At 37.0% G+C, this 8,281-nt stretch carries 6 protein-coding genes; 2 read left to right on the top strand and 4 right to left on the bottom strand.

From position 1 onward, the window contains the following. Nucleotides 1-138 precede the first annotated feature (138 nt). Together GQR46_RS12475 and GQR46_RS12470 are read right to left on the bottom strand one after the other, a co-directional pair. The gene (locus GQR46_RS12475) at nt 139-3,312 is read right to left on the bottom strand and encodes a TonB-dependent receptor (protein WP_165741120.1); all 3,174 of its coding nucleotides are present in this window, start codon (nt 3,310-3,312) and stop codon (nt 139-141) included. Nucleotides 3,313-3,355: 43 nt separating this feature from the next. After that, on the bottom strand, nt 3,356-4,210 hold the full coding sequence (locus tag GQR46_RS12470; RefSeq protein ID WP_165728351.1) for a S1/P1 nuclease: 855 nt from the start codon (nt 4,208-4,210) through the stop codon (nt 3,356-3,358). 251 nt (nt 4,211-4,461) lie between these two features. On the opposite strand from GQR46_RS12470, the gene GQR46_RS12465 reads away from it, so the two are divergent. Then, nucleotides 4,462-5,328: a hypothetical protein gene (locus GQR46_RS12465; protein WP_197119942.1), complete on the top strand. Its 867-nt coding sequence runs from the start codon at nt 4,462-4,464 to the stop codon at nt 5,326-5,328. Beyond that, nucleotides 5,321-6,265 carry a hypothetical protein gene (locus tag GQR46_RS12460; RefSeq protein ID WP_165741119.1) on the top strand — a complete coding sequence of 315 codons (945 nt, stop codon included), beginning with the start codon at nt 5,321-5,323 and terminating at the stop codon, nt 6,263-6,265. The genes GQR46_RS12465 and GQR46_RS12460 overlap by 8 nt, the downstream gene beginning before the upstream one ends. Before the next feature lie 26 nt (nt 6,266-6,291). Here GQR46_RS12460 and ushA read toward each other — a convergent pair whose 3' ends face one another. Both ushA and GQR46_RS12450 read right to left on the bottom strand, forming a co-directional pair. Beyond that, entirely contained in the window at nt 6,292-7,926 is a 1,635-nt protein-coding gene (gene ushA / locus GQR46_RS12455) for a bifunctional UDP-sugar hydrolase/5'-nucleotidase UshA (protein ID WP_165741118.1), read from the bottom strand. A 92-nt stretch (nt 7,927-8,018) separates the two neighbouring features. Continuing rightward, on the bottom strand, nt 8,019-8,189 hold the full coding sequence (locus GQR46_RS12450) for a hypothetical protein (RefSeq protein ID WP_165741117.1): 171 nt from the start codon (nt 8,187-8,189) through the stop codon (nt 8,019-8,021). Between the last annotated feature and the right edge of the window lie 92 nt (nt 8,190-8,281).

Below are 8,281 nucleotides of genomic sequence, written 5' to 3'. Positions count from 1 at the left end.
TCTATATCGGGGTATATATTACGTGGGCTTTATGACAAACATGTGAAATTGGGGTGTGAAAAACAAAAAACCCATTACAATTTTGCAATGGGTTTTGTTAACAAATAATTTAATGTGTTATTACTTACCTATTAAGACTTAAAACTTGTAGCTAATACCAACTTTAGCCAGCCAAGCTGATGACGATGAACTGATTTGCGAGTAATTACGCACATCCGCACCGCCAAAACTGTTGTCTATTATATATCTGCCTTGATCATCAAGACCACCAAAGTCATAAATAGTTTGGTTAGAGTAACCTAAGCGTTTTTCTACACCCCAATCGCTGTTTAGAAGGTTTGCGAAATTATCAATCATTAGATAAACCTCACCAGTGTGACCTTCAGCAAAGCCAGGTATTTCTTGCTTAATGCTAACGTCCATTGTAGTAACCCAAGGTTGCGTTGCTGTATTTTTACCTAAGATCCCACCACGTTGAGATATACCAGCACGCTCTAATAACGGTTCTAACTCAGCCCAAGTCATTTTAGAATCAGCCCAATTTACATTCGGATCATCAGCACCTGTAGGAATATAAGGTAAGTAAGCACCATTAGTGAATAAAGAGCTAGTATCACCTAAGTCTTCATCTTTATACATATTCATTGTGTAACTAAATGGGCGACCTGAACGACGTTCAAAATAAACATTGAACTTGGTTGCATATCCTTCAAAAAATTCAGTGTTATACGCTAAGTTAATTTTAAAGCTGTGCTCAACTTCGTAAAAGCCACGTGCTGCAATATCTTCATTACGATTTACAGTAATATTGTGCTTATAGTTACCTTCTGCCTGAGAAGCTGAACCTGCTGATGATTCTGTAACATCTTGGTGAGCATAGCTTGCCGATACAAACAGACCATTATCCCATTGTTTAGCAATACCCGTTGAAATAATAATTGAACGACCATCATCCGATGAATTCGTCATTTCTATATCAACATTATCGCCACTGTAAATACTTTGATTGATAACACGTTCGCCGTCAGCTGCTAAGCCCACTGGGTTAATAGACGAATTATGCCATACTGCTTCATTCTCTTTTTTATGGTAAGCAATTTCAGCTTGCCATTTAAAGCCATCACCTAATAATTCAGAGTCAAACTCATATTCAAAACCTATTTGAGTACGAATGCTTGAAGGCAATTTAAAGTCAGGGTCGATATACGCAACACTACCTGCGCCTTGCTCTAATGTATTTTTTATTTCATCAGGTACCTGAGTAATATCAGCTGTGTTATTTGCATAGTAATCATTAATTACATCGTTTTGTGCTGATACTAAGGTAATACCGTCACTTTGGAATGAGTTGTTATACCAAACGTTTGGTATACCACCTTGGAAACGACCAATCCCACCATTAATAGTAAGCGATTCCGTTGCGTAGTATTTAAAACCTACACGAGGAAGTATAATATCTAGACCATCAAGGTTTTCTTGGTTGGTAAAGCCATACGTATTAGCAAAATTCTCGTTTAAAGTTGGCTTATCATCTGATGATAAACGCTCGTAACGAAGACCGGCTGTGACTTCTAAATCATCACCTACATAAAAAGTATCTTCTATATAAAGTGCTAGCTGGTTACGTCTTACGTCGTAAGCTGTGTCAGCCGAATCATTAGTGTAAGCATTTTGATAAGAGAAATCATAAGAACCAATCTGACGATTTTCAAAATTTTCTAAGCTATCAAATTTCCATGAACCAAGCGAGTTTTGAGCAAATAGGTTATATAAACGAAGTGACTCGTACTGAGCTCCAAAGTTTATTTCATGCTCATCCATTAAATACGTAGCGTCTAATGTAAAAGTTAAATTTTGTGTTTCTGAACGGTTTGCATGGCGGTATTGATCGGTACCAAAGCTGTAAGAAGGACCATTTCGACCGTCTTCTTCAACAGTAACACTTCCTAAGTTAGAGCGAGTTGCACTATCAGAGGTAACATCTTTATACGACACACCAATTTCTGTTGAAAAGTTTTCAGTCCAATCAGAGTAAAGTTTAGATGAAAAGTTATTAAACTTAGTTACGTATGCATAAGTGCTTGAAACTAAGGCTATATTGTCACCGCCTGTACTAGAGTTACGCTCATCTTGGTCGTCTTGCCATTGATAAGTAAAATCTAAGCGATGATCGTCGCTTGCGTTCCAGCTTAATTTAACTAACAAGTTTTTATTTGTATCTTCAGGTGCACCGGCTAATGAATCTGTCAATCCGTATTCATTATTTAAGATAGAAATGAAACGATTATAGTTAGCTTCAGAAGTATTAAATTCATTTGAAGCACCAGAGCCATCAAAACCATAGTCTAAATCCTGTTCGCTTGACCATTCTGCATAGTTAACAAAATAAAACAGTTCATCTTTAATAATCGCTCCGCCGACATTAAAACCAAATCTTTCTTCAGTTTTAATCGGCTCTACTTTATTTGTAGAGTAAGTTTTATGACCTAACTCATCAAGATCGTCTTCTTGTACAATACTATCAACATCGCCAGCTATCTCAGGGGTAGAAATTTCGTAAAAGCCAGAGAACTTAAATTCATTTGTACCAGATTTTGTTACCGCATTAATAGTACCGCCACCAAAGTTACCTTTAGAAGCTGAAAACGGAGATACATCAACAGAAACTTGTTCAATAGCATCAAGTGCTACAGGAGGCTGAGAAGTGGGGTAGCCACCAAAGTTCAAGCCAAAGTCATCATTTTGGCCGATGCCATCAACAGTTAAACCATTCGAGCGAGGGTTACTACCGGCAAATGTAAGCTCGCCATTGCCATTAATGCTGGCAAGCGGGTTTAAGCGCGCAATATCTTTAATATCACGATTAAAACTTGGCATGTTTTCAATTGTGTCAGAGCCAAATGTGCTGCTAGAACCACCTGATTGTTGAACAATTTTATAACCAGACACTTCAATCTTTTCGATGTTTAGCGGAGCAAGCTGCGAGCTTAAACGATAAGTTTCACCAAGATTTAAATAGATGTTTTCAACGGTAGTATCGTTAAACGTATCAGAATCGATGATAACCGTGTAAGGGCCACCTACACGTAAACCATTAGCGATAAACGTACCACTTTCGTTTGTAGTTAGTTCGCTAATAGTTCCCGTTGGTTGGTGAACTACTTTGATTTTAACGTTTGCAGCACTGCCACCTGAAGGCGTTGTAATTTTACCACGCATTGCAGATGAAGTATCAGCAGCCATTGCGCTTGTAGAAACACCTAGCGCTAAAATTACCGCTCCAGTTAATTTCGAAAGGCGAAGCTTAGTCATAATGTTGATTTCCCGTGTGTAGGTTATATAAATTTAATACAGCTTATTTGTCAGTCGTCATTTTCAGTGCCGTTTCTAACTCTTTTGCAGAAGGGTCAAATAGGGCATTTAGTAATCCAGCTAATCGAATACCCGCTTGTTGTAAGCGCGTCTTTATAATTGGAGTATTGTTATATATGTAGCTATAACCAATTTCGTTGTTGGTATATTTATAAATTTTTGTGGCTAAATTATGAGATTCTTCAACCCATGTCATAGGTGAGCTTTGTAAATACTCAGCAATTAACTCGCTGTTATTTGTATCAATAAATTGTGCGTACTCAGTAAACGATAAATTCTCGTTCTCAACTAACTTTGTATCCCAAAGGCTGTGAAGATTTGTTTCTTCGTTAAAAAATGAAACCTTAATACGGTTGCCACCTCTATCTTCACTTCGACCAGCATGAAATGGTTGGTGACTGTCGCCCACCAAATGTACTAAAAAACGTAAACTGAACTGTTTAGCATCTAAGGTGCTATTTTTATCAGTGAGCGTTTGCATTGAATAGTGAATGCCTTCTAGGATATTACTTACAGATTCTTTGTTTTTAGTGTGCTCGTGATTGAAGCTGAAAGATTTTCCTGGTGCTGCATTAATATAATGCCAACGAGATGATTGCTTTTGCCAAAACTCGCCAGGGGCAGAGCGCATTTCATCAGGCCACGTTGATATTTGTGCAAGTGATTCACCATCAAGGTAGGGTTGTATTGCCGCTTTAGTTGTTTCGCTTATATGAGATTCTGCAATCTTACCTACAATGCGGTGGCCATTTTGACCCCAAGCATGTGAGTCAGTGCTTGTAAATATTGCACTAATCAAAAGCGCAGAAGATATCGAGTACTTTATATTGCTATGCATTAGAACTTCCTTAATGAATATTTCATGGCGTTGCTACAGGCTAATGCGGTCAATTGTCCTTACTTTTGGTGTTGATAGGAAGGACTCATTAAAATTCATAGTTTCTTATTCACATTACTTTTAAATCAATAGTTTATGTTTAACAGGTAAAATTACTTGTTGTAATAAGTAAGCGAAATTGTTCAAATGCACTATATAGTCTATTTTTGAGTGGCATTGCTTTGAATTTTAAAAATATCGTGTTGCACAAAATGTTAATTGTTACATTTTTGTTTCTATTATTGGTCGTTACGTGGGTTTGCGGTCAAGTTAGTGTATACAATGATGAATTACACTTTCCAGTTATGATCGAAACCTCAACAGAGTGTCAAACAACTGCAACAAGTAACAAAGGCCAATTAATTGTTTTTACGCAATCAAAAAAAATAGCTAAGTTATTAACACAAAAGTTATGCTCTGATAACGTGGTGGCTAAGCAATATGGCTCTGTAAAAGGGTATTGGGGGTATAGAACGGCAGACAGCTTTGAGTTTGTGGGTAAAGGAATTGCTGACTTAATTTTGGCTAAAAACAATATTATGGCAGCCTTTAAAGCAGAGTCGACCTATAACTACCAGCCCGTTGTTGGCTTTTCTGACTACACGGCTTTTTTTATATCTTCTAAAGAAAAACCTAGAGTTACTAAACAATACTTTTTAGATAAGCGCATAGGTTTGCTTGATTATCCGACCAGCCGATCAGGGCATATTTTACCAAAGCAAACGTTTAAAGAGTTGGATATTAATTTAGCCAATTTGAAAATCACTTATGCTAGCTCTCATAACGAATTACGTGATTTACTCGCTAATGGAAAAGTAGATATTATTGCTTCGTTTTGGAAAGAGAGCGACGAAAAACGTTTTTCAAAAAACTATATTACGCCATTGAGTAATAATATTTCTGGAACAAGATGGTATTTAAAAATGCAGCAAAACAACACTGATTTATTATGCGCAGTGCAGGAAAATTTGCTTGATATGTCTAAAGATCAAAGTTTGCATTACTATCAAAACGTCCAGCCATTTTGGCGCTGTGGCGCCAGCTCAGTAGGCTTAAAAGAGGAGGTTGGTGATGAGTAAGTATAAGCAATTACTTGTTATTATAAGTTTGTTTTTTATTTTGTCGTCTGTCTTTTATATTTCTGTAACTCAAAAAAGCCAGCAAGTAGCTAAACAAAAAATTACGCAGATAGAAAGGCAAATAGCACTCGACTTACCCTTACTCGATTTATCGAATGAGCTGCTAAAGCATTCAGGTAATAAAGATGCAGTTAACAGCTACATTAAAACTTTAAACAGCTACATTAATTCGAACGAGCTCAAAGTTGTTGCTATTGCACCAAAAAACGAGATGGTAACACCTGTAAACTCACACCAAATAATACGTAGTTTGAGCACTAATAATGGGTTCGTATTAGTTGTATTTAACGTCCAACAAGCCCACTTTACATTGAGCCATTTTATTTACTATTTTATATTTTTAGTATTAAGTGTATTGATTAGTTTTTGGGTGAAATTTGCGTTTATTAAACAGAGCAATAAGCAGTTTAATAATGCACAGCATCAATCAATTGAAGAGCCTACGCCGCTGATACTTATTGTTGACCTTAACGATAAAACATTATCAAGTAGTTGTAATACAGAACAAAAAATGTGTTTAGCCAATAAGCCATTGTGCTTTTATTTAGCACTTGTAGAGTATTGTACAAATAACGATGATGTAGCGCTTAGTCATAATAAAGATGTGCCAGAGGAGCTGCTAGAGCTTGCTAACAAGTATTTTTATAGGTTGGTCGAACTCGGCCATACGGTTAGAAAAAGGCCTAACTTTAATAATAGCCTAGAAAAAACCCTGAGCGAAGTACGTGCTGCATTAGATGAAGTACTCAGTGAGTATCCTGAAGAAAAAGAGTTATATTATCCACCTAAAGCATACGGGGAGGGTTCTCGCTCTCGTCTGCATAGTTATGGGCTGGCAAATATTAAAAAGGGCAGTATTGAAATAATAGGAAAGTAACAAGGTTACTTTCCTATTATTAGAGGCTATTTAGGAGTAAATTCAGCCGTTTTAAGAGGGCTGTTTTTTGATATAAAATCTTGAAGTGCTTGGGCATCTGTTTCGTCTGTACTAACAAAGCCTTTTTTATTTGTAAGCGCAGGATAGCCATCACCGCCTGATGCGTTATAGCTATTTAAGCTCATACGGTAAGTTTTATTTTTGTTCAAAGGTTGGCCGTTAATAACAACATTAACTAACTGATTATTTTTACGCTCAAACGATAGTTTATGGTATTGCAAGTAAGCGCCAGCATCCGGTGGGAAGCTCGTTACTGTATTTAAATAGTCCCATAAATCACTGCCTTGCCAATCCATGTAAGTAATACGATTTTTAAAAGGATGTACTTTTAAAATATCTTTATAGCTCACTTCACCAGCCTCTATTGAGCTGCGAATACCACCACCACTTATTAGTCCAAAGTCTGCACCCACTACATCCATTTGAGCTTGAATAATTACGCGTGCAAGATTTGTTTGTTGGTAGCGAACTTTGTTTCTGTCACCTTCTAAGCGAGCATCTACTTCACCAATGGTACCTTCAATTTGTTTAGCGCCTTTAGCTTGGTATACCGCTAAATAAGATTCAAGTTTTGAGTCTGGTTTAATGTACTCGTTTGCTAATACTTCTTTAGTTGAGCCATCAGCTTGTACTTTATCTACATACAAATTAACTGGCATCAGTTTGTAGTCTAGTAACGTTAATTTTCCGTTTTCAAGCTTAAACTCAGCTTTACCAACATATTTACCCCATTCATGGGCTTGCATAATGTAAGTACCGTTTTGTTGGTCTGGTTTACAGGCAAGACCTGGTTTAAAGCTATCGTCATTTACATTTGTATCGCTCATGCATACAGGTTCTTGAGAGTGGCCACCAATGATCATATCTAGCGTGTTTGCAGGAAGTGAGCGAGCAAGTGTTATATCACCGGGTGCGTTAATACCAAAGCTAGCATCAACATAATGACCCATATGAGTCAGGGCGATTGTAATGTCAGGGTTGTACTTAGCTTTTATTTCTTTCGCTAGTTTTGCTGTAACGTCAACAGGGTCTTTAAACTCTAAGTGCCCAATATACTGAGGATTACCAATTTTAGCTGTGTCGGTTGTTGTTAAACCAATAACAGCAATAGTTAATCCATTCTTTTTGAATATTTTATAGCTATCAAACGCGTGTTCGCCTGACTCTTTTTCAAATATATTGGCTGATAGAAAAGGAAAGTTCACCCATTTTTGCTGTTGCTTTAAAACATCAATAGGGTTGTCGAATTCGTGATTCCCCAATGCCATTGCATCGTAACCAATCAAAGACATACCTTTAAAGTCAGGCTCTGCTTTTTGTAAATCTGACTCAGGAATACCCGTATTAATATCGCCACCAGAGAGAAGTAATACCGCATGACCTTGTTTTTGAGCTTTACTGCGTAAAGAGTCAATCAGCGTTTTACGGGCTGCCATACCATATTCGCCTTTTTCGTTGTGCCAAAAGCGCCCATGATTATCGTTAGTATGAAGTACAGTAAGATATTGAGTTGCAGGAGAGTTACTTACACTTGAGTCGGTTGTAGCCGATGTACACCCAAGTACGCTTAAAAAAACTGAAAATAAAATAATTATTCGCATAAAATACCTGTCTATTAAGGCCCACTTAATTTATTGAGCGGCTAGTTTAAACTAGTTTTATGCGAAAAAAACGTACTTATTTACATTTCATCTTAATTACGGCTTGTCGCAGCAGTTTCTCTGCGTTTTAATTCTTTACTCGCATATTCAGATTTTTCATGGTTTGCTGCAATCATCCACGTTAAAAAGCTGGCAGGTAGCTTTGTGTAAGCTTCGCCTCGGTGTAAACCAAAGTCGCAAATTGTGTGTCGTGTGTTTGACATTATTATTACCAGTGTTTTTTATTTTGGTTGATAGTAGCAAAAGTACACACAGGGGAAAGATGATTTAGCTTTAGCTGTTTTAATTTTTATAA

Origin of the sequence: Pseudoalteromonas sp. Z1A6 (assembly GCF_011378745.1) — a bacterium.
In the GTDB taxonomy this organism is placed as follows: Bacteria; Pseudomonadota; Gammaproteobacteria; order Enterobacterales; family Alteromonadaceae; genus Pseudoalteromonas; species Pseudoalteromonas arctica.
The sequence above is the reverse complement of the archived record's forward strand: the minus strand, read 5'-3'. Positions and strand labels throughout refer to the sequence as shown.